The sequence below is a fragment of the Streptomyces sp. NPDC028711 genome, from assembly GCF_055565415.1.
The window spans coordinates 318,099-339,624 of record NZ_JBVHUJ010000011.1 but is presented as its reverse complement, the minus strand read 5'-3'; the positions used below and the strand labels follow the sequence as shown (position 1 = coordinate 339,624).

12 protein-coding genes are annotated in these 21,526 nt (G+C 72.8%); 4 read left to right on the top strand and 8 right to left on the bottom strand.

Annotation, left to right across the window (positions count from 1 at the left end):
• The first annotated feature begins 151 nt into the window (after positions 1-151).
• A complete protein-coding gene (locus ACZ4VK_RS30035; RefSeq protein ID WP_468358799.1) occupies positions 152-4,984 on the top strand; it encodes a hypothetical protein in 4,833 nt (1,610 codons plus the stop codon).
• A 127-nt stretch (positions 4,985-5,111) separates the two neighbouring features.
• On the opposite strand, the gene ACZ4VK_RS30030 is transcribed toward ACZ4VK_RS30035, so the two are convergent.
• Positions 5,112-6,365: a PQQ-binding-like beta-propeller repeat protein gene (locus ACZ4VK_RS30030; RefSeq protein WP_468358796.1), complete on the bottom strand. Its 1,254-nt coding sequence runs from the start codon at positions 6,363-6,365 to the stop codon at positions 5,112-5,114.
• 463 nt (positions 6,366-6,828) lie between these two features.
• On the opposite strand from ACZ4VK_RS30030, the gene ACZ4VK_RS30025 reads away from it, so the two are divergent.
• On the top strand, positions 6,829-7,992 hold the full coding sequence (locus ACZ4VK_RS30025) for an oxygenase MpaB family protein (protein WP_468358793.1): 1,164 nt from the start codon (positions 6,829-6,831) through the stop codon (positions 7,990-7,992).
• Between the two features lie 156 nt (positions 7,993-8,148).
• Here ACZ4VK_RS30025 and ACZ4VK_RS30020 read toward each other — a convergent pair whose 3' ends face one another.
• The 7 genes from ACZ4VK_RS30020 to ACZ4VK_RS29990 form a co-directional block, all read right to left on the bottom strand.
• A complete protein-coding gene (locus ACZ4VK_RS30020) occupies positions 8,149-8,781 on the bottom strand; it encodes a hypothetical protein (protein ID WP_468358790.1) in 633 nt (210 codons plus the stop codon).
• A complete protein-coding gene (locus ACZ4VK_RS30015; RefSeq protein WP_468358787.1) occupies positions 8,778-13,313 on the bottom strand; it encodes an SNF2-related protein in 4,536 nt (1,511 codons plus the stop codon). Before ACZ4VK_RS30015 ends, ACZ4VK_RS30020 begins: the two co-directional genes overlap by 4 nt.
• A gap of 274 nt (positions 13,314-13,587) precedes the next feature.
• Complete coding sequence (locus ACZ4VK_RS30010; RefSeq protein ID WP_468358784.1) at positions 13,588-14,679, bottom strand: FecCD family ABC transporter permease; 1,092 nt, start codon at positions 14,677-14,679, stop codon at positions 13,588-13,590.
• On the bottom strand, positions 14,676-15,644 hold the full coding sequence (locus ACZ4VK_RS30005; RefSeq protein ID WP_468358851.1) for a FecCD family ABC transporter permease: 969 nt from the start codon (positions 15,642-15,644) through the stop codon (positions 14,676-14,678). The genes ACZ4VK_RS30010 and ACZ4VK_RS30005 overlap by 4 nt, the downstream gene beginning before the upstream one ends.
• Positions 15,645-15,723: 79 nt before the next feature.
• Entirely contained in the window at positions 15,724-16,776 is a 1,053-nt protein-coding gene (locus ACZ4VK_RS30000; RefSeq protein ID WP_468358781.1) for an iron-siderophore ABC transporter substrate-binding protein, read from the bottom strand.
• A gap of 252 nt (positions 16,777-17,028) precedes the next feature.
• Positions 17,029-17,697: a MarR family winged helix-turn-helix transcriptional regulator gene (locus ACZ4VK_RS29995; RefSeq protein WP_468358778.1), complete on the bottom strand. Its 669-nt coding sequence runs from the start codon at positions 17,695-17,697 to the stop codon at positions 17,029-17,031.
• A gap of 26 nt (positions 17,698-17,723) precedes the next feature.
• On the bottom strand, positions 17,724-18,671 hold the full coding sequence (locus ACZ4VK_RS29990; RefSeq protein WP_468358775.1) for a methionyl-tRNA formyltransferase: 948 nt from the start codon (positions 18,669-18,671) through the stop codon (positions 17,724-17,726).
• Positions 18,672-18,908: 237 nt separating this feature from the next.
• Here ACZ4VK_RS29990 and ACZ4VK_RS29985 point away from each other — a divergent pair, with 237 nt between their 5' ends.
• Together ACZ4VK_RS29985 and ACZ4VK_RS29980 are read left to right on the top strand one after the other, a co-directional pair.
• The gene (locus ACZ4VK_RS29985) at positions 18,909-20,276 is read left to right on the top strand and encodes a lysine N(6)-hydroxylase/L-ornithine N(5)-oxygenase family protein (protein ID WP_468358772.1); all 1,368 of its coding nucleotides are present in this window, start codon (positions 18,909-18,911) and stop codon (positions 20,274-20,276) included.
• A 111-nt stretch (positions 20,277-20,387) separates the two neighbouring features.
• On the top strand, positions 20,388-21,446 hold the full coding sequence (locus tag ACZ4VK_RS29980; protein WP_468358769.1) for an iron-siderophore ABC transporter substrate-binding protein: 1,059 nt from the start codon (positions 20,388-20,390) through the stop codon (positions 21,444-21,446).
• Positions 21,447-21,526: the final 80 nt, after the last annotated feature.

Below are 21,526 nucleotides of genomic sequence, written 5' to 3'. Positions count from 1 at the left end.
CCCGCTACGACAAACGAGCCCGGCACTACCAAGCCATGGTCACCCTCGCCTGCCTTCGCCTCTGGCTGCCATGACTTTCCGGACACCCCCTAGGGCGTCCACCATCGCCTCGCCGACGGCCGTGTCAGTGGGGCGTGCGACGATCCAGACCATGATCGCCTCGTATGAAGCCCTGCTGCCCGCCGACGGCGGGACGCACGTCTCGACCACGTACGCCGACTGGGCCGCCGCCCACGACCCCGGCGCGGCCGGGGCGGCGCGCGACCTCGTCGACGGCATGGGAGCCGAGCTCGGCCGGACCTGGACCAAACCCGGCGCGTTCGTCGACACGATGGCGTGGCGGGCGCGGCAGCTCCCGCCGGCCCACCTGCCCTGGTTCTGGGACACCGTGGGGCACCGGCTGATCGGGTACGGGAGCCGACCGGGCGGCAGGGCGTACGGGGCGGCGCGGGCCGCCGAGGCCGAACACGGACTGCCCGTGGACCCCGCCTACCGCCGGGCCAACGGACTGCTGTTCGCCAAGGGCGGCGCCATGCCCGCCAAGGAGTTCGGCGCCCACCAGCGGTTCCTCGCCGAGACCCTGGAACCCGCCGAGGCGTACGCGGCCCTGGGCACGTTCCTGACCGCGTGGGCGGCCTCGAAGGCCGACCTGCCGGCGGACCTGGTCCGTCGGGTGCGGGCCTCCGCCAGGGCGGCCGGGCACGGCGACGACGAGGTCGCGCGGGTGGTCGGAGAGATCGTCTCGCTCACCCGGAACAAGTCCGTCCCCGACGCGCTCCTCACCGCCGCCGCACCGCTTCTGACGGCCCACCCGCCGACCGACGAGGTCGTGGCCGGGCTCGTCGAGGTCTTCCCGGAGGGCGTCACCGACGGCGGCGCCTGGCTGCGCCTCCTCATCGGCTGCGGCGCGACCGAGGCGATGGAGGCCGGCCGGGTCGTGCCGGAGCGCGGACTGCCGTACTGGGTCGGGCACTTCGTCCACATGTACCAGTACGCGCGGCAGTCCGGCGGCGGAGTCGGACGGCAGCAGCTGCCGCCGGAGTTCCTCGACCTCGTGGGGCGCCTCGGACCGCGCCTGCGGGCGGCCGGTGACGCCGTGACCGCGCACACCACCCGGCACCACTACCGGGGCTTCGACGCGGACGTGCTCGACGCCTGCCTCGCGGCCGGGGTCGCCGTCGTCGACCCGGGCCCGGAGACCCGGATGCGCTTCTGGGGCGAGCGGTCCCGCCGGGACCTCGCCGCGCTCGCCGCCGACCCGGTGTTCGGACCCCGCCTGGAAGGGACCGTGCACGCCGGCCTCATGCCGGACGGGTTCCGGTCGCGCGGACGCAAGGCCGGGTCGGCGGTGACGCTGCTCCCGGGCAACGAGGGCATCGCGCAGGAGGTGGCGGGCCGGGTCGGCAGACTCGTCGACACCGTCGGGGGCGGGGGCATGGCGGGGGCGGAGGAGGCCGTCGCCGAACTGGAGGACCTGCTCGACCGACCCACGGTGACGGCCCTCGGCGGAGTCGGCGACGCCCTCGCGGAGGTGTCCGCGGCGGGCGCGCTGCGCCGCTCGCTCACGGCCGGGCTGCCGGAGGAGCTGGCGTGGCCGGCCCTGGAAGCCGTGTACGAGGAGTTCGCGGCGGCCTCTGTCCGGGAGGCGACGGAGGGATCCGCGGCCGACGGTCCGGATACTGCCGGTGTCGGGGGCGTCGCCGGCGCCCCCGACTCCGCCGGCGTCGCCGGGCTGCTCGGTGTGGCCGGACTGCCGGGCGTGGTCGGCGTGACCTCCACCTGGCCGGTCCTGACAGTCTTCGGAAGCGACCGGGCCGTCGCCGTCGCGCCCGACGGGGTGCGCGGCTCATGCCGGTTCACCGTGCCGGAGGACGCGACCATGCTCGCCGTCCACTACGTGGGCGGCTCCTTCCTGGTGAGCTGGAGCCTCAAGCCGCGCCCGTACTACTGCGACACCGCCGCATGGGCCGACCGCCCCGAGGAGCCGTTCACCCCGGTCGAGCTGGGCGGTCTCGCGCCGTTCGGCGGCAGCCTGGACGGGGCCTACGGCTTCCAGTTCGAGACCGCCGACGGGGGCGGCCGGCACGGCGGCTTCCGGGTGACGCGTCCCGGCGACACCCAGGGGATCGACCGGGACGAGCTGCAGCTCGGTGACGGCTCCCGGATCTGGACCAACGCCGTGTACCGGGGGAAGCCCTGGGAGGTCGTGGACCCCGTCACGGGCGAGCGGCTCGGCGCGACACCGCTGCCGGACTTCCCCGGCCGCGCCCCGAGCGCCGATCCGGCCGTGGAACCGTCCGAGGCGGGCATGTCCCTGGCGCGCGAGGCCCTGCAACTGGCCCCCCTGCCCGCGGGTCTGACCGATTCCCCGCTGGGCAGCCGGGACGGACTGGTCGGTACACGGGTGCTGTTCCGCACCCGGTACCGCGACAACGCGCCCGACCACTTCCTGGTGGAGAGCATCGACGGGCGCAAGGCCCGGTTCGACATCGACCGGCAGGGCCAGGAGCCCTGGGGGCTCTGGGCGCCGCCGGAGGGTGCGGTGGAGGACGTGGTCCTCGCCGAGGCGGAGACCCGCACGGGCGTGCGCGCGTACACCGCGGACGGCGCCCTGCTGTGGGAGCTCGACGGGCACCACTCGCCCCGGAACGGCCGGACGAAGCGGAACCGCCGGGTCACCGTGTCTCGTGGCGTGGCCCTGCCCCCGGCCTTCTGGTACCTGCTGCGGACACGGGACACGGCAGGCTCCCGGGCCCTGCGGACCGTGGGAGGACCGGCGGCCGACGCGCTCCTGGCCGCCGCCTTCGAAGGCACCGACGCACTGCGCGCCGGCCTGGCACGCGAGTTGCCGGAGATCACCGACCCCGTTCTCGTCGAGGCCGTCGTGGCGGTGGCCGGGCGCGCCGCCCGGGTGGAGGAGAGGCGCCGGGCCCTGCACCGGCGGGTCACCCTGCTCGCCCAGGCACCGCCCGCCGCGCCGCGCCGGACCGCGCCGGACACCGAGCTGATGCCCGTGCTGTCCGGTCTTCTCGTGGACGGGCCACGCGACACCTGGCGGCGGACCTCGGACGTGGCCCTGCCGGCGACGCTGAGCGCCCTTGCCGCCGACGGCGCCTGCCTGGCCGGGACGACAGGGGAGGAGGTGCGGCGGCTCTCCCCGCCCGCCGCGCCGCACGACTGGTCCCAGCTGCTCGGCGCGATCGACGCCGTCGCCTGGAGGGCGGTGGCGGCGCCGACCCCGGAACCGGGGCGGGCCGCTCTGCTCGCGCTCCTGGACACCTGGGCCGACCAGCCGTTCGCCCGTGCGGGCAGCCGGTGGTGGGTCGGCCGCACATCCGAGGCCGCGACGCTCGACGGCATGCGGCAGGCCGGGACGGCCGTGGCGTCCGCCGTGGTGTGGGACGACGGACCGGCCTGCTGGTTCGTCGCGCCCGCAGCCGAGGACACCGACGGTGACCCGGTGCCGGCGGCCGTCCCCGAGGCCCGCCTCGTACGGGTGGAGCGGGACGACGCCGTCCGACTGCGGGCCCTGCTCGCGGCGATCGACGCGCAGGGACCCCTGCCGTTGCCCGAGTCGGCCGCGGCGCGATTCGCGGAACTGACGGGGGTCCGCCGGGCGGTGGCCAGGCTCGTGGTCGCGGGTCTTGCGGGCGGCTCCGACCGGGAGGCGGACCGCGCCCTCGCACGCAAGGCCCCGTACAAGGCGAGCCCGAAGACGGTCGAGTCCTACGAAGAGCTGTGGGGACGGCTCGGAGCCGGCGGCCGCAGCGCCGTCCTGGCCGCCGCCGTCCCCGACGACCCGGCCGAACTGTGGCGGCCCGGCGGCGTCGAGGCGGCCGTGGAGCGGATGGCCGGGGTGTGGTGCGGGCTGCTCGGCACCCTGCCCGCCGTGCACGACGAGGCCGCCGACGCCCTGGAGAGCGACCTGGGCCTCGACGAGGTCTGGGCCCGGCGCCTCGCGGGTGGTTACGAGGCCGCCGAGGACAGGACCGTGCCCGCGGCCGACTGGGACCTCGCGGCGCCCTCGTACGGCCTGGGCGTGGAGGTACGGGCCCTGCCGCCGGCGGGACCCGAGCTGCCCTACGGCACCCCGGTCGGCCTCCCGCTCCGGCGGATCGCGAGCGCGCTCGTGTGGGCGTGGACCGACCGGCCCGTCGGCGACCCCGCGACGGCCGGTGCCACCGCCCTGTACGAGCGCCTGCGGTCCGAACTGGCGCGACCCGAACTGCTCCTGGAGCTGCGCGACGCACGGGTCGAGGACACCCCGGAGTCGATCGCCGAGCGGTTCGGTCCCGCACGGCTGCCCGTGTCGCTGGACCGGCGCAAGGAGAAGGGCGAACTGCCCGCCATCACCGCGTACGACTCGGGACCGCTCGTCGTGTGCGTACCAAGGGGTGACGCGTTCCTGAGGCCCGCGGAGGCCGCCGACCCCGAGGTGTGGCGACAGCTCCGCGAGGTCACCGGTCTCGCCGAGGAACTGGACAGGGTGGCGCCGCTCCTCGCCGGCGGGGGCCTCGACCGGATGATGCGCCGGGCGGTCTCGGGCGCGGTGCCGGCCGGTGCGTACGAGGCGGATCCCCGGCAGTCCTGCCCGGACCTCGTGGCCCGCGCGGCGGAGGAGCTCGGCGTGGGGACGGCCGCGGCCGCGCTGTACCTCCAGGTGGCGACGCTGGCCGCACCCACCGACCGGAACGTACGCCGGTGGAACGGCTGGACGACCAAGCGGCACGCCGAGGTCCGTGCGGAACTCCTCGCCACCGGCGCGGTCCTGGAGGCCAAGCGGCCGCGGGCCGGCCGGACGCTGTTCCTGCACGGGGAGTGGACCGAGCTGAAGGCCCCGCATCTGCCGCTGGAGACCGTGAAGCTGGCGAGCCACCGGGTGCGCCCGCTGTGGGGCAACCAGATCCGGTCTCCGTTCGGACGGGTGCTGCCGACGGCCCCGCTCCACGAGATGTTCGCCGAGGCGTGGGAGCGCGGCCGGTGACACCGCCTCCGGCGAGACGGGGACGGGGACGTGCCGACACCGGCTCCCGCAGGGCGGGAACCTGCCGCCGGCCCCCTCCCCTCACTGGGCACGTGCCCGCACGAGGCAGGAGCCGTCTGCAGAGGTGTCAGACGGGCAGCGCGTGCAGCTTCTTGCCGTGCAGGGCGAACACGAGCTTCCCGTCCGTGGCCACCAGCCACGCGTGGTAGTCACCGGACTTGTCGTTGAAGGTCCAGCGCACGTCACCGGTCTTCGCGTCGATGGCGATCACGCCGCCCCGCTCGTCCAGGTCCGTGGCCGCGTACAGGACACCGCCCACCTTCACGTACTGCCGCGGCACCGTCAGATTCGCCTCGGCGAGCGCCTCCGACTGCCAGATCGTCTTGCCGGAACGGGGGTCGAGGGCACGCATCGTACGGTCGCTGTCGGCGATGTACAGCACGTCGTCCAGGACGGCCGGCTCCTTGAAGGCGACGTAGCTCTCGGCCGCCTCCACCGACCACTTCACCGAGCCGTCGGCCAGGCTGAAGGCCTGCAGCCTCGGCCCCTGCGGAACAATCACCAGATCCTCGTACACGGCGAAGAAGCCGTAGTTGGTCTTGGTGGTCTTGTGCGTCCACACCTGCTTGCCGGTGGCGGCGTCGCGCACCGTGAGGTTCTTCTTGAAGTCGGTGTAGACGAGGTGGCGGCCCTCGGCATGCGCGTGGATGCCGTTCTGCTCGGTGCCGACGTCGCGCTGTTCCTTCCACGTCACTCTGCCCGTACGGCTGTCCAGCGCGGCGATCACATTGGTCTTGGAGGAGCCGTCGTCCTCGAGGATCTCGGCGATGACGTACACCTGCTTGTCGTCCACGGCGATCGGTCTCGGCTGCCGGTAGTCCTTGCCCAGGTGGCTGCGCCAGGTCTCCTTGCCCGAAGCCGGGTCGTAGCCGACGACGCTGCCGTCGTACGTGGCGCTGGACAGGTACAGCGTGCCGTTGCCGAGCAGCATCGGTGCTCCGGGGGCCGCGCCTTCCTCCAGCGACCACTGTTCCTTGCCCGACGCCGTGTCCAGCGCGGCCAGTGGTTCACCGCTGGCGATCACCACCCCGCCCACGGCCACGAGTTCGTCGTTGTCGCCGTAGGTCTGCGCGGATGTCGCCTTCGTCCACAGCGGTTCGGGAGCCCGGCCCTCCTTGCCGGCGCCGCCTCCGGCGGGCTTGTCGCCGCCGACCGGCTTGGCGCTGCCGGATCCCCCGGAGCCGCCGGCGTCGGAGCCGTTCTCGCGGCAGCCGGCCGCGCCCACCGTCAGCACCGCCAGCGTGAGACCGCCGCCGGCCAGCCGCAGTGCACGCCGCCGGGAGAACCTGTCGCCCGGCACGCCGTCTCGTCGCATGGTCATGTCGCCGTACCCCCGTGGAGTCGTCTGAGCAGAAATGTGCACGGGCCGGCACCGTACAGACGTGCGACCCTGCGGTCAGGAACGTTATCCGTCGCCATACGACGCGCGGGCGCCCAGGTTCCAACCGCGACAGCTTTGTGAACCAATCGGGACACCGCCTCCCGAGCAGGCACGCCGGCGCGAGCCTTGGTGGGCCGGACTGAGGGCGCGAGGCTGCCCGTGAATGCGCGGGCGCACTTCCCGTTACCTCCTCTGGGTGCTCGCGTACGAGTCCCGGACCAGGCATTATCACTTTCAGTGAGCTCGCCATGGTGTCTCGTGATGGTGCCGGCACGGTCTTCGGTTTGCGCTGGACGTCGCCGGCCGGGCGCCGCAGGACGGGCGAGTCACCATGGCGCGCCCGGGCCTTCTGGCTCGGGGCGCCGCAGCCACCCCCCGGTCACCCGAAGAAGGGAGTCGTGCCGTGCCTTTGTCCGCTCAGTACGTTGCGCAGGAGATGGAGGCCGCGAGCCATGCAGGTGATCCTGAGGCCGACGAGCTCGTGTCCGGCTTGATCGACAACAAGGAGATCGACGACGTCAACCAGCTGTTCCGCACCATCAACACGCTCCAGCCGGGCATGGACTATTCCACGCTGCCGCCGCGGCTGGCCGAGTTCCTCAAGGCAGCCTCGGCCGAGCCGCCGGGCTGGAGCGAGGCGGACATCAAGGCCGCGGAAGGCTTCTTCCGCAACCATCACGGCGAGGCGTCCATGCTCCAGGGCACCGTCGGCCTGATCGGCACCTACCTGTCCCCGACCGGGGCGTTCACGCTGCGCTCCACCGGCCGTCTCGGCCATGTCGAGGGCCCGGGCCGGCGCCTGTCGCAGTCTTCCCGCCTGTTCATCGACATGGGCAAGGAGAACGCCATGCGTGACGGGACCCTCAAGGCGAACGTGACCAAGGTGCGTCTGGTCCACGCCTCCGTGCGGCAGCTGCACAAGAAGAGCGGGGTGTGGGACTACGAGAAGTGGGGCGAGCCCGTCTCGCAGAAGTACACCACCGGCGCCGCCTGCGTCTTCTCCACGCAGATCCTGCAGGCCATGAAGAACCTCGGCATCCACGTCTCCAAGGACGACCAGCACGGCTTCATGTGTGCCTGGCACTACGTCAACCACTACCTCGGCACACCGGAGAAGTGGCTCCTGCCCAAGGACGCCGCCGAGGTCGAGCGCCTGTGGAACTCCGAACGCGACAAGGAGTGGAAGAAGACCGATGACGGCGTCTACATGACCAAGCAGGCGGTCAAGTTCTACGCCGACTTCCTCCAGCCCTCCACCGTCGCCACCCACGACGCGTTCGTCGCGATGATCCGTGTCGCGCTCACCGACAAGTACGCCGACATGGCCGGTCTGGACAAGACCCCCCTCGCCGAGGGCGGCAAGCTCCTCGCCTCCGGCCACAAGGCCGTCAGTGGCATCGGCGGCGGCCTGTTCGGCGACAACGCCAAGAAGGCAACCGGCGTCAACCCCTACGACAACATCCTCGGCATCGCCTCGAAGGCGTTCAACGAGGTCGAGAAGTACGCCCTGACCCACGACAAGGACGACCAGCCCCAGATGCACCAGGAACTCGGCGACAACCGCTGACCCCGAGCCGCCGGCCGCGGGCGGCCTGCCTGGAGCGCCAAGTTGGCCGTGTCGGAGGACGGGGTGGGCGGCCAGGGCCGGTTGCGTCGGTCCTGGCCGCCCTTTCCCGCGACGGTTCGGTGTCGGTGCCGCCCGCACCTGCCGTCCGCCCGCCCGTCACCTCCGACCGGGCGGCCTGAGGGCAGCGCGGGCCGCCCGGTAGGCCGTCGCCGGGTCCGGAGACGGCTCGGCGGCCGGGTGCCAGGTGCCGTACCGCTCGACGTACGGGTGCCAGCGGAGGTCGGGGCCGTACCGCAGCTGGACGCGGGCGGGCGGGTCGGTGAGACGGTTGTGGTGGCGTTCCACGGGGGCGGTGGGGGAGGGGCGGAGCGGCTGGACGGCGTGCTCGGCCGCGGCGAGGACGTCGGGTTCGGCTGGCTGCGGCGCGAGGCAGGTGGCGACGGCGGGCCGCCCCCCGAACCGGTGCGCCATCACGAGCAGTCTCAGCTGCCCTGCGGAGACGCCGAGTTGCGTGGCGGCGCGCTCCAGATGGATGTCTCCGCTCCGGGCGACGAAGCGCACGACATCGGCGGTGACGTCGTCGACGTCCCCGGCGTCGGGAGGGAGGGCGCCGGGGCACGCGGAGCCGTCGAGGAGGGCGGCCGCGCGGTCGGCGGCGTCGGCGACCAGCGCGCGCAGCGCGTCGAGGGCGGGGAGCGGCGGCGGGGGCGCATCGCCGAGGCCGTCCAGTACGGAACCGATGCCGGGAGGGTCCCCGTCGGGGAGCGGTCCTGCCGCAGAGGAAGTCATTCCCGGCCTCCGAGGCTTACGAGGTCCGCGAGCTCGCGGTCGCTGAGCCGGGCGAGTCCGGTGTCCCCGGCGCCGAGCACGGTGTCCTGCAAGGCCCGCTTGTGTGTGAGGAGTTGGTCGATCCGGTCCTCGATCGTGCCGCGTGTGATGAGTCGGTGGACGGTGACCGTCCGCCGCTGTCCGATCCGGTGGGCGCGGTCGGTCGCCTGGTCCTCGACCGCCGCGTTCCAGCTGCGGTCGAAGTGGACGACATGGCTCGCCCTGGTCAGGGTGAGGCCGGTGCCGCCCGCCTTGACCGAGAGCACGAACAGCGGTGAGCGGCCCGCCTGGAAGGTGTCGACGAGCTCCTGCCGCTGCCGGGTGTCCAGACCGCCGTGGAGGAACAGCGGGCGATGGCCGAGGTGGGTGAGGTGCTCGGTGAGCAGCCGGCCCATGGTGACGTAACTGGTGAAGACGAGCGCCGCCTCGCCCCGGCCGGTGATCGTCTCGACGAGCTCGGCGAGCGCCTCCAGCTTGGCCGAGCGGGCGGTGAACTCCGCCGTGCGGGAGGGCCCGGGGTGCTCCTCGCCCCAGTAGTGGGCGGGATGGTTGGTGATCTGCTTCAGTGCGGTGATCAGTTTGAACACCAGTCCGGAGCGGGCGAGGGAGGGGCGGTCCGCGAGCTGTTCCATCGTCTCGCGGACGACGGCCTCGTAGAGGGCGACCTGCTCGGCGGTGAGTTCGACGATCCGTCGGGTCTCGACCTTCGCGGGCAGCTCGGGGGCGACCTGCGGGTCGGTCTTCCGGCGGCGCAGCAGGAACGGCGCGATCAGCCGGGCGAGAGCCCGGGCGGCAGGACCGTCGGGGTCGCGTTCGGCGGCGGCCGCGTACCGGGACCGGAAGTTCTTCAGGGGCCCGAAGAGGCCCGGGTTGACCCAGTCGAGCAGGGTCCACAGCTCCGACAGGTTGTTCTCCACCGGCGTCCCGGTCAGGGCGAGCCGGGTGGCCGAGGCCAGGGCGTGCAGACGCCGGGCGGTGGACGAGGCGTGGTTCTTGGCGTGCTGCGCCTCGTCCGCGATCACCAGGTCCCAGTCGCGGGAGGCGAGCGCGGTGTCGCGGCGCAGCACGCCGTACGTGGTGAGGACGACGGTCCGGTCCCCGGCGGCGTCGAGGCTCCGCCGGGTGCCGTGGTAGACGGTCACGTCGAAGTGCGGGGCGAACCTGCGGTACTCCCGCTCCCAGTTGGTCACGAGCGACGACGGGCACACCACGAGGACCGGGCCGCGGTGCCCGTTCTCGTACCGGTGCAGGGTGTACGCGATCGCGGTGAGGGTCTTGCCGAGCCCCATGTCGTCGGCGAGGACCGCGCCGAATCCGGTCCCGCCGGTGTGCGAGAGCCAGGCCAGCGCCCGTTGCTGATAGGCGCGGAGCACGGCGCGGAGGCCGTCCGGCGCGGGAACCGGGGGCGCGTGCTCGCCCCGGCGCAGGACCTCGACGACACCGGCGAGGTCGCCGCCCGCCCGGCACGGCACCGTACGGCCGTCGACGTCCACGGTGCCGGTGAGGGCGGCGGTGAGCGCGTCGATGCCGGCGAGCGGACCGAGCTCCCTGCGGCGCACGCGCGCGACCGTGAGCGGATCGAGGAGCACCCAGCGGCCCCGCACCCGGACGAGGGGGCGGGCCGCCTCGGCGAGCGCGTCCATCTCGGCCTCGCTCAGCACGTCGCCGCCGAGGGCCAGTTGCCAGCGGAAGTCGAGGAGCGCCTGGAGGCTGAAACGGGGGGCGCCGCTGGTGAGGGCCGTTTCAGGGGGCTGGGGTCCACCGTCCGCGCCGACGCCGGTCTCCGGGTTGACACCGGTTTTCGGGCTGAGTCGGGTCTCTGGGCCGGCACCGGCCCCGGCGCCGGTCGCCGGGTTGAGTCGGGTCCCCGCGCCGGCACCGGTCCCCGCGCCGGCACCGGTCCCCGTGCCGGCACCGATCCCCGCGCTGGCACCGGTCTCCGGTCCAACGCCGGTCCCCGCGCCGACGACCGTGTGGGCCGAGAGTCGGTCGCGCAGTCCGGGCGGCCAGCGCAGCACGAGACCTTCGGCGGCCAGCTCGGCCTCGGCTTCCAGGAGCCCGACGATCCCCGCCGTGTCCGCGACCAGGCGCTCGGGGGAGGTGAGGAGCCCGGACAGGGCCGCGCAGTGGCGGACCGAGCGCTCGACGCACCGTCGTACCCGCTCCCGCAGCTGATACGGCTCGACGCCGCCCACCGCCTCCTGCCCCGTCCCGAGGCGGGACGCGGCGACCTCGTGGTCCGGCCCGGCGGGGTCCGCGACGACCACGAGGAGACGGCCGGTCAGCCGCCCCGCGACGGCCTCGTCCTCGGACGGTTCGGCGAACTCGACGACGAGCCCGGGGCGCGGGCCGGTGTCGAGCCGGTCCTCGACCATGTCCAGCCACGGCTGGACCTGTTCGGCCTCCTCCTCGGCGAGCCGGCCGCCGGTCGGGGCGAGGAACGGTCCGGTGCCGAAGAGGGCGGCCGCCGGGGGCCGGAGCATCGTGTCGGCCAGGGCGTCGAGGAACGCCGGTACACCGGCCACGGCGTCGGCGTGCGGAGCCGTACGGCGCATCAGTTCTTCCACGGCCCGGGCGGTGGCGGCGGGCAGCGGTCCCATCCGCCACCGGTCCGCCCCGTCCGGGGAGAGCGCCGGACGTACGCGCCCGGCGGCGACGGCCTGGAGCCCGAGGCGGGCCGCCTGTTCCCACGTCGACGCGGTCTGATGCCACCTGGCGTCCCGGTCCCGGCGCAGCAGTACGGGGAGGGCGTGGGCCAGCGGCACCCGCCACCCCGTCACCGGTGCGGACGCTGAGTCCTGAGGCGCGACCGGCGACCGGCGCGTCACGGACAGCGGCGCGGGCAGCTCGGCGTCCGGCATCGGAGCCCCGTCGGCCCGGTGGAGCAGCAGCCCGGCCGGTTCACCGTCGCCCTGGTCCGGGAGGAAGGCGAGGGCGCACCCCGCCGCGAGGGCCTCTCCGACGACCTCGGCGGCCGGGACGCGCGACACGGGGGCGGGGGTCGTCGCAGGGGCGGGAGGGGGCGGCACGGCAGGCGTGGGCCGTGGCCGGGGCAGGGCGGCGGGCGAGGGAAGGGGCACGGCGGGCGGCGGCGTCACGGTGGGACGGGGCGGGGTGACGGCGGACGGTGGAGGCACGGGCGGCCGCGCCGGGGCGCCGGCGGACGGCGGCGGATCCACGGCATGCCGCGGCGCGACGAGGGTGGCCGGTGGAGTACCGGCGGTCCGCGGCGGATTCACGGCGGCCGGGCCGTCCGACGGCTTCGTCGCCTGCGCCTGCGTCGGGAGCGTCCGCGCCGCGTCCGCCGCGACCAGCTCCTCCATCAGCGCCGACGCGGCGGCGATGCGCGCGTCCCCCCTCGTCTTCGCCCGGCGCGTGACGCGCACCTCCGCTCCCGTACGCACCAGCGTGCACGCGTAGGTGCAGGCCACGCTCTTCGGGCCGGCCGTGAACGTCGACTCCGGCCTGGAGATGATCTCCAACTGGGTGTACTTGTTCAGGTACTTCACCGGATCCTGGCCCGCGGGCACCGGCTGGATCCGTGCCGCAGGACGCGACCCCCCGTCGTCCGGGTCCCGTTCCTCCTCGGGCACGGGCAGTCCCGTGAGTTCCGCGAGGAGGGCGACCGCCCCGAGGTGGACGGCCTGCCGGCGGTCGCGTGCCGTGCGCTCGGCGCCCTCGACCGCGGGACCGTCCGGGCCGTCCCAGGTCCAGCGGCAGGAGAAGCCCCCGTCGGACGGGACGACCGTGTGCCGGGGCTCCGCCCCCCGTGCGTCCGCGTGCCAGCGCAACAGCGTGGCCGCCGAGGCCTGCATCCGCGCGGCGAGCCGCAGGGCGCAGAGGCGCGGCTCCCGCCAGGCGGGCCCCCGCGCGCCGAACAGCAGGACCTGGAGGTCGCGGTGGCGCAGCCGGGCCGATCCCGCCCTGCGGACGACCTCGGCCGTGAGGTCGTCGCCGGGTTCCCCGGTGAGGACCCGGGTGTGCAGCAGCGACTCGAAGGCCTCCGTGCCCATGCCCGGCACGGTGAGCCGCCCGCCCCCGGTCTCTCCCGCGGGTTCCTCGACGCCGGCGAGCCGGCGGAGCATCGCGTGGGCGGCGGACCGGCGGGCGAGCGACGCCGTCGGGGCGCTCCGCGCCGGGCCCGTCACCTGGGCGTCGGCCGGACCGAGCCGTACCGCCGCCGTGTGCCGCACGTGCCCGGTCTCCAGGTGCTCCGCGGACTCCTCGTACGTCAACGGCGGCCAGAACTCGATCTGCGCGTGGGCCGTGAGCACCTGCTGCGGAACCTCCGGCGCGTCCTCCAGGGCCCTGACCGCGAGCCGACGGGCGGTCAGCCATCCCGGGTGGTCGTCCGTCACCAGGAGCAGCATCCGCAGATCCGGTCGCGTCAGCCGTCCCGCCCGCGCCAGGCCCTCCGCCTCGGACGCGAGCCCGGCGTCGAACCGGCCCGCCACGACGGCCTTCTTGGCCCGCTCGTGCCAGGGGGGCCGCACGGCGGTTCCCGTGGGAGCACCGGACTGCCGGACACCGTCGGCCGGCTGAGGACGACCACCCAAGAGGAGAACCTCCGTACGCGGAACGTGAGGGAACGTGCGCGCACAGTATACGGAGCCGGGATGGACCTTGATCCGCCAACGGGCGCCGGACGGGCCCCGGTTGCCCGCGTTCCGGACGCTGTCCCACCGCCCGGAACGGCGGACCGCCCCGCACACCGGAGGGCGTACGGGGCGGTCGCGTCGATCGGCCCGGGACGGGCGGGGCACCGGGTCAGGCGGGGCGCTTCCACTCGCGGAGCAGCAGATAGCCCAGGTAGGCACCTCCGACGGCCATCGTGTACAGGCCGACCGGCAGGTCGTCGAAGAGCGGCAGCTGCTGTGCGGTGAGGTCGGCGAGGACCAGGAGCAGCGCCCCGAGCAGGGTGGACATGACGAGGTGCGGGCCGCCGCCGCGGGTGACGCGCTTGGCGATCTGCGGCGCCGTCAGGGAGACGAACGCGATGGGCCCGGCCACACTGACCGCGCCCGCCGAGAGCACGATCGACAGGACGACAGCCGAGGTCGCGGTCCGGCCGGGACGGGCGCCGAGACCGGTGGAGAGGTCGTCGCCCATCTCACCGACGCTCAGGGGCCGCGCCAGGAGGGCCGCGAACGGCAGGCAGACGAGCAGCACCGTCCAGATGGTCGCCGCGTCCTCCCAGGAACGGGCGTTCAGGCTGCCGTTGACGTACGCGGTCAGGGCGCTGGCCTTGTCGCGCTCGACGGCGTAGACCACGTACTGGGTCAGCGCCGTCGCCATCGCGGCCACGCCGATGCCGGCCACCACGAGCCGCCCCGGGCTGCGGAACCCGGTGCCGGTGGCCAGGAACACGATCGCCATCGCGAGGACCGCGCCGAGCAGCGCCCCGACGGCCACCGGCAGGACGTCGGGCAGGAAGAGGGCCGCGGCCGCGGCTCCCGCCCCGGCGCCGGCGCCGAGCCCGATCACATCGGGGCTGCCCAGCGGATTGCGCGTGACGGACTGGAACAGCGCCCCGGACAGGCCGAAGGCCGCGCCGGTGGCGATGGCCACCACGAGCCGCGGGCCGCGCAGCCTGTTGAGGACGAAGGCGTTCTTGCCCGTGGCGTCACCGGCGAGGGCCGACGGCAGGTCGGGCAGGCCGATGCCGAGCCTGCCCATCGACAGGGTGGCCACGGCCGCCCCGCAGAGCAGCAGCAGCGTCACCACGGCGGCGACGACGGTGGCGCGGCGCACGGGGACGGCGACCCAGGGGCCGATCCGCAGCACTCCGCGGCCCGCGGGCCGCACCCGCTCCGTCGTCACGGTGCTGTCGGGGGCGGCGGTCCGGTCGGCGGTCTTCATGCCGCTCCCCTCATACGGCGAACGGCGAAGAGCAGGGCGGGGGCGCCGACGAAGGCGGTGACCACACCGACCATGAGTTCCTGCGGGCGCAGCAGGATCCGGCCGACGACGTCGGCGAAGAGCAGCAGCGTGGGCCCCGCGAGGCAGGTGAACAGGATCTGGGCCCGGAAGTCGGCGCCCACGAGGACCCGCACCACGTGCGGGACGGCGAGGCCGACGAACGCGATGGGCCCGACGGCCGCCGTCGCGGCGGCCGCGAGCAGGGTCGCGGCGAGGAGCCCGGCACCCTTGACGCGGGCCGGACTGATGCCGAGGGAGGCCGCCTTGTCGTCGCCCATCGCCATGGCGTTGAGCCCCGGCGCGAGCAGCAGGGCGAGCAGCAGGCCGACCGCGGCGAACGGCAGGACCGCCCAGAAGGCGTCGGATCCGCGCCCGCCGAGCGCGCCCACCACCCAGTACCGGTAGGTGTCGAAGACCCTCGGGTTCGACAGCGCGACGGCCTGGATGAACGCGGCGAGGACGGCGGAGAGCACCGCGCCCGCGAGCACCAGGCGGACCGGTCCGCCACCGCCGCCCGCGGTGCCGATGACATGGACGACGACTCCGGTCACGAGCGCGCCGGCGAGGGCCCACCAGATGGTCTCCCGCTGTCCCGCGGCGCCCAGGAACGCGGTGGCGGCGACGATGCTCGCGGACGCGCCCGCGTTGATGCCGAGAAGGCCCGGCTCGGCGAGCGGATTGCGCGTGATGCCCTGCATCAGGGTTCCGGCGACACCGAGGCAGAGGCCCGCGAGCACGCCGAGGGCGGTGCGCGGGTAGCGGCTCTCGACGACGGTCCGGGTGTAGCCGTCGCCGTCACCGGTGATCACCCGCAGGACGTCGCCTGCGGACGTCGGCTTGCTGCCGAACATCACGCTGGCGAGGAGCGCGAGGGCGAGCAGGACCAGGCAGAGGACGGCGGCCATGACATGCCGGCCGAGGCCCCGCCGTACGACGGCGGGGCCTTGGCCGATCCGGGTGAGAGTGGTCACGCTGGGTCCGCTGTTACTTCCCGGCCTTGGCGACGGCCTTGTCGATCATCGGGAGGTAGCGCTCGATGCTGTACGGCACCGTCAGCGGGTTGATCATCGACGAGGCGGTGACGAAGGGCTGGTCGTGGCTGTAGACGAGCGCGTCCTTCTTGACGGCGGGGATCGCCGCGTAGAGGGGCTGGGCCTCGATCTCCTTGCGGGACTTGTCGTCCATGTAGAAGGTGAAGGCGATGTCGCTCTTGGCCAGCTTGTTGGCGTTCTCCAGGCCGATGAGCGCGGAGTCGGTGCCGTCGGTCTCCTTGAAGGTGTTCACGACCGGGTCGACCTTGAGGCCCAGCTTGGAGACCATCGCGACGCGCTGCTCCTCGGGCTTGAAGATGCCGAGGGTGCCGGGGCCGGTGTTGTAGATGTACGAGAACGTGACGTTCTTGTAGTTGGGGCGGGTCGCGGCGGCGTCGGCGAGCTGCTTGTCGATCTTCGCCGTGAGCTCCTTGGCCTTCTCCGGCTGACCGAGCGCCTTGGAGACGATCTCGATCTGCTGGTCCCAGTCGGTGCTCCACGCCTTGTCGGGGTAGGCGACGGTCGGCGCGATGTCCTTGAGGATGTCGTACTGCTTCTGCGTGATGCCGGACCACGGGGCCAGGATGACGTCGGGCTCCAGCTCGGTGATGGCCTCGATGTCGAGCTCCTCACCGCCGTTGAACTGCTTCGGCAGCGTGGCGCCGGACTTCTTCACCGCTTCGTGGATCCAGGGCAGGTAGCCGGTCTTGTCGCTGCCCCAGGGGTAGCTCTCGATGCCGACCGGGACGTTGCCGAGGGCGATGGCGGTCTCCGCCGAGCCCTGACCGAGGGTCACCACGCGCTTCGGCTTGTCCTTGATGACGGCCTCGCCGAGGGCGCTCTTGATGGTGACGGGGAAGGCACCCGCCGGGGCCTTGTTCGCCGACCCTGCCGCGTCGTCTTTCTTCTCGTCCGAGCCGCACCCGGTCACCATCAGGCCGAGCGAGACCGCGGCGGCGCCCGCCACGAGGACGCGACGGTGCAGGGGGGTGAACACAGAAGGCATGGTGGATCCTTGTCTCCGGGCAGGGATGTACGGAGCCGCCGACGGACCTCCCGCATGCGGGGCATCACCATCGCGGCTCTTGTTAGGTGAGCCTAACCTATTACTGTCCGGAGTCGAGCGCCAGGAGGTCACGGTGTGATCAACGCGGTGGTGCCGGTGCCGGAGGCCTCTCCCGCGGGCTCGCCGACGTCCGGAGGGGCGGGCTCGCCGACGTCCGGTGAAGGGGCGGGCGGCAGGGGCCGCCCGCCCCGGTCAGGGCGACGACCCGGGACGCTCGCGGGCCGGGTCGGCCGGCGCCGGTTCGAGATGGCCGTGCACACGGCGCAGCAGGGAGGCCAGTTGTTCGCGTTCCCCCGCGTCGAGAGGGGCCAGGATCTCGTCGTCCGTGGACGCGATCTCCGCGCTGAGGCTCCGGAGGGACGCCTCGCCCTCCTGTGTGAGCCGTACGACGACGCGGCGCCGGTCCACGGGATCCCGGACGCAGTCCACCTGCCCGGCACGGACCAGATCGTTGACGATCTTCACCAGGTCGCTGGCGTTCATGGCGAGCCGCCGCGCGAGGGCCGTCTTCATCTGCGGACCCAGGTCGGAGAGGAGCGCCATCACGGTGAGGTGCCAGAGACGTAACCCCCGGGCCTCCAGTCTCTCCGTCAGCCTGCGGCGGGCGGCCCGGCCGACGGCGTACATGAGGTACGCGTTGAGGTCGAGCACGCTGGGCGGCGTCATGCTCCGCGAGGGCGGAGTGACGCCCTGGGCCGGCGGGACGGCGCCGGCGCCCGGGAGCGGGCCGAGGGTCAGGCCGGCGTCCGCGAGGGACCGGAACACCTTCGCCCAGTCCGTCGGCCCGCTGGAGATGCCGACGACGGCGAACGTCGCCCCCGAGAGGTCGTGGGTGACACCGGAGACGACCGGCTGCTCCATCGGCTGCTCCTCGCTCACCCCGGCGGTCAGGGTCGGCTGGTGAGGTAGCCGCCCATGGAGGTGAAGTACTCGGTCGCCGGCAGCTCGCGGCCGTCCTCCGTCCGGACGCGGGTGACGGCCAGGCCGTGGTTGCGGCCCGTGCGCGCGTCGGCGCCGGCGACGATCACGACGCCGTCGCCCTCGCGGTAGAAGACACGTCCCGGCGTGCCGCCGTAACGCCCCTCGGAGACCACGGCGGAGAGGACTTCGAGGCGCTTGCCCCGGTGGAAGGTGAAGGCGCTCGGGTAGGGCGCCGACTGGGCGCGGACCAGACGCTCCAGGACCTCGGCGGGCCAGTTCCAGTCGATCCGGATGTCCTCCTCGGCCCGCTTGTGGAAGAAACTGGCCTGCGAGCGGTCCTGCCGGGTGAACTCGGCCTTCCCCGAGGCGATCTGGTCGAGGGCGCCGATCGTGACGGGGGCGATGAGGTCGACCGTCTTGTGGAAGAGGTCCGTCGCCGTGTCCTCGGGTCCGACGGGGACCGCCCGCTGCTGGACGATGTCGCCGGCGTCGAGCACCTCGTCCATCATGTGGGCCGTGACGCCGACCTCCGGCTCGCCGTTGATGAGCGCCCAGATCAGCGGGGAGAAGCCGGCGTACTTGGGCAGCAGCGAGTCGTGGATGTTCAGGGTCCCGTGGCGCGGCAGGCTGTAGATGTGCGGCGGGATCCACGTGCGCCAGTTGTTGGCGACGATGATGTCCGGGTCGGCCTCCTTGAGCCGCGCGAACAGCTCCTCGTCGTCGGGCCTGTTGCGGATGACGACCGGGACGCCGTGCTCCGTGGCGAGGTCGGCGACGGAGTCGCTCCAGATCTTCTCGTAGGCGTGCTCGCTCTTGGGGTGCGTCACGACGAGCACCACGTCGTGTTCGGAGTCCAGGAGTGCTTGGAGGGTGCGATGACCCCAGGTCTGGTAGCCGAACATGACGACCCGCATCGGGTTCCTCCTCGGAAGAGCGAATGACCGTCAGAAGTAAAGCAAGGCTTACCTAACAGCGCAACTGGCTTGATCTATGCGGTCGTTGAAAAGAATCGACTGCGGCTTGTCCGTTTTGACCCGTCGACAGCATCGTCAGATCAGGTTAGCTTTACCTAAGTTCTGCGCGGCTGCCGCAACTCCGGTGTGCCCGAAGCCCGTTCCCCCTCAGACTCTTTCCCGCACGATGGGAGTGACATGTCGCAGGTTCCTCCTGGTGACGCACCTCTGGTCCACGACCTCATAGGCATCGGCTTCGGGCCGTCCAATGTGGCCATGGCGATAGCGCTCAGCGAGCACAACGCACGCGTCGGAAGGCAGGAAGCGGTCACCGCCCACTTCTTCGAGCGCCAGCCCCGGTTCGGCTGGCACCGCGGCATGCTGATCGACGACGCGACCATGCAGGTGTCCTTCCTCAAGGACCTGGTGACGCTGCGGAACCCGACCAGCGAGTACAGCTTCCTCTGCTACCTGCAGAGCAAGGGCCGGCTGATCGACTTCGTCAACCACAAGAACCTCTTCCCGCTGCGCGTCGAGTTCCACGACTACTTCGAGTGGGCGGCGTCCAAGGTCGACGACATGGTCTCCTACGGCCACGAGATCGTCTCCGTCGAACCGGTCGAACGCGACGGCGTCGTGGAGTACCTCGACGTGACCGCCCGCTCCGGCTCCGAGCTCGTGGTGCACCGCGCCCGGAACCTCGTCCTCGGTACGGGACTCCGCCCCCGCATGCCGGAAGGCGTCGAGCGCAGCGACCGCGTCTGGCACAACTCCGACCTGCTCGCCAAGGTGGAGGCCCTGGAGGGCACGTCACCCGAGCGGTTCGTCGTCGTCGGCGCCGGACAGAGCGCCGCCGAGAACGTGGCCTATCTGCACCGGCGGTTCCCCGAGGCCGAGATCTGCGCCGTCTTCTCCCGCTACGGCTACAGCCCCGCGGACGACAGCGCCTTCGCCAACCGGATCTTCGACCCCGACGCCGTCGACGAGTACTTCACCGCCCCCGACGACATCAAGCGGAAGCTGATGGACTACCACGGGAACACCAACTACTCCGTGGTGGACATCGACCTCATCGACGACCTGTACCGCCAGGCCTACCAGGAGAAGGTCCTCGGCACCGAGCGGCTGCGCTTCCTCAACATCTCCCGGCTCACCGGCGTCGTGGACGGCCCGGACAAGGTCCAGGCCTTCGTGACCTCGCTCGTCACCGGCGAGGAGACCGTGCTCGACGCCGACGTCGTCGTCTACGCCACCGGATACAGCCCCGCCGAACCCCTCGGCCTCCTCGGCCCCGTCGCCGACCGCTGCCACCGCGACGACCAGGGCCGCGTGCGCGTCCAGCGGGACTACCGCCTCGCCACCGACCCCGAACTGCGCTGCGGCATCTACCTCCAGGGCGGCACCGAGCACACCCACGGCATCACGTCCTCCCTGCTCTCCAACACGGCGATCAGGGTCGGCGAGATCCTCGCCTCGGTCCTCGACCGGGGCCCGGCCACGGACTCGCCCGTCCCCGCCCCCGACGAGGTGCGGCCCATGGCCGACGGCGTCGGCACGGCGCGCTAGCGCGCGACCCCCGCTCCCCCCCCCCACGCCACAACGCCACGTCCCACCGGGCGGCCCCCTTCGCACCCGGCGGGCGTGGCACGCACTGTGAATCCCCCGAAAGGAACGTCCGTGTCCGCTGGTGCACGTCCCGCTCTGGCGCGGTTCGCCAGATCCGCTCCCCGTGTGGCCGCCGTCGCGGTGGCGGCACTCGCCCTCGCCGCCTGCGGCGGTGGGACCGAGAAGTCCGAGTCGCCGTCCGCCACCACCTCGGCATCGGCCGACGGGGGCGGCAAGTCCGCCGCGTTCCCCGTCACGGTCGAGCACAAGTACGGCTCCACGACGATCGACAAGGAGCCGAAGACGATCGTCACCCTCGGCCTCTCCGACCAGGACGCCGTGCTCGCGCTCGGCGTCAAGCCGGCCGGCGCCGTCGACTGGTTCAAGGAGAAGCCGTACGGCAAGTGGCCCTGGACCAAGGACAAGTGGGGATCCACCCAGCCGCAGATCGTGGGCGAGCGCGACGAGTACAACATCGAGAAGATCGCCGCGCTCAAGCCCGACCTCGTCATCGCCCAGTACTCGGGGATGAAGAAGGAGCAGTACGACACGCTCTCCAAGTTCACCAAGGTCGTCGCCCAGCCCAAGGACCACCCCGACTACGGCGCCCCCTGGCAGCTGATGACCCAGCAGATCGGCAAGGCGCTCGGCAAGGACGCCGAGGCCGGCAAGCTGATCACGGACATCGACGCCCGGTTCAAGGCCGTCCGTGACAAGCACCCCGAGTTCGCCACGAAGACCCTCGCCGTCGCCGACAGCTTCGAGGCCGGCAAGTACTCGGCGTTCACGAAGACCGACCCCAAGTCGATCTTCTTCTCCGAGCTCGGCTTCAAGCTGAAGCCGGAGCTCGACACCCTGGCCAAGCCCGGCTGGAACGTCGCCGAACTCAGCGCCGAGAAGCTCAACGTCCTCGATGTCGACCGGCTCGTCTGGGTGACCTCCAGCACCGAGGCCAACGACCGCATCAAGGCCGAGCCGCTCTACAAGAAGCTGAAGGTCCACCAGGAGAAGCGCGACCTCTTCGTGCCCTACCAGGACCCGGACATCGGCGCCGCGTTCTCCTTCAACACCGTTCTCTCGATCCCGTACGCCATCGACGAGATCGAGCCGCTGCTGGCAGCCGTCAAGTGACGCCGCCCGCCAGCTGACGCGCCACCAGCAGGAGCCGACCGGACCGACGGCGTGGCGAGGTTCCCGCCACGCCGTCGGTG

Coding starts and splice junctions, on each gene's coding strand:
- ACZ4VK_RS30035 (WP_468358799.1), top strand. CDS start 152: ATGATCGCCTCGTATGAAGCCCTGCTGCCCGCCGACGGCGGGACGCAC.
- ACZ4VK_RS30030 (WP_468358796.1), bottom strand. CDS start 6,365: ATGACCATGCGACGAGACGGCGTGCCGGGCGACAGGTTCTCCCGGCGG.
- ACZ4VK_RS30020 (WP_468358790.1), bottom strand. CDS start 8,781: ATGACTTCCTCTGCGGCAGGACCGCTCCCCGACGGGGACCCTCCCGGC.
- ACZ4VK_RS30010 (WP_468358784.1), bottom strand. CDS start 14,679: ATGAAGACCGCCGACCGGACCGCCGCCCCCGACAGCACCGTGACGACG.
- ACZ4VK_RS30005 (WP_468358851.1), bottom strand. CDS start 15,644: ATGGCCGCCGTCCTCTGCCTGGTCCTGCTCGCCCTCGCGCTCCTCGCC.
- ACZ4VK_RS30000 (WP_468358781.1), bottom strand. CDS start 16,776: ATGCCTTCTGTGTTCACCCCCCTGCACCGTCGCGTCCTCGTGGCGGGC.
- ACZ4VK_RS29995 (WP_468358778.1), bottom strand. CDS start 17,697: ATGGAGCAGCCGGTCGTCTCCGGTGTCACCCACGACCTCTCGGGGGCG.
- ACZ4VK_RS29990 (WP_468358775.1), bottom strand. CDS start 18,671: ATGCGGGTCGTCATGTTCGGCTACCAGACCTGGGGTCATCGCACCCTC.
- ACZ4VK_RS29985 (WP_468358772.1), top strand. CDS start 18,909: ATGTCGCAGGTTCCTCCTGGTGACGCACCTCTGGTCCACGACCTCATA.